Origin of the sequence: Streptomyces sp. KLMMK (assembly GCF_036961605.1) — a bacterium.
GTDB lineage: Bacteria > Actinomycetota > Actinomycetes > Streptomycetales > Streptomycetaceae > Streptomyces > Streptomyces telluris.
In genome coordinates, this window is record NZ_JBAMDC010000797.1 from 1 (window position 1) to 556 (window position 556).

At 59.9% G+C, this 556-nt stretch carries 1 protein-coding gene and 1 pseudogene; both read left to right on the forward strand.

The genetic code is table 11. The annotated features are described in order from the left end of the window. The coding region (locus tag V7793_RS38010) for a hypothetical protein (protein WP_336014324.1) at positions 1-376 on the forward strand (376 nt) is incomplete at its 5' end. Between the two features lie 84 nt (positions 377-460). Then, positions 461-556: pseudogene (locus tag V7793_RS38015) on the forward strand (transposase family protein); the annotation flags it as partial.

Below are 556 nucleotides of genomic sequence, written 5' to 3' on the forward strand. Positions count from 1 at the left end.
CCGCCAGGGCAAGATCAACACTCCTCAGTCTTTCAGTCTTTACGAGTATCCTATTCCGAAGAGTGCCACAGTAGATGCATTCAAGGTGGTCGGCTTGCCGTTTCGACCGCGGGTGAGGGCCGAAAATAGCGAGGGCCCTGCGAAGGGTGCTGCGGTGCGCTTTGAGATACCGATCACGGCATCGGCCCGCTTTATCGTCGACGGCGAGGAGAGTCGGTTCGCCTGGGCTCAGACGGACAGTAACGGGCACGTTGCACTCCCTGCCATGCAATCCTGGGCTTCCGAGTGGATTGACATCTCCGTCACCACAGGCATCCAGGGGGGGCCTGAGACTATCTGGCAAGTCAAAGCTAACCCAGCAACGAACTCGCTGTGATTAGGCGTTGGGGTTAAATGATGTCCCGTAAGGCCTGGTCGGACATGTGATGATCTTGGTGTGGGTGCTGTGGTGACGGTGTCAGTGGTGGCCGCGTACTGGCGGACGAACCTCACCATGCGGCAGCTCGGCCCGCTGTTCGGGCTCTCGAAGCCGGCCGCAGACCGGGTCATCGACCAC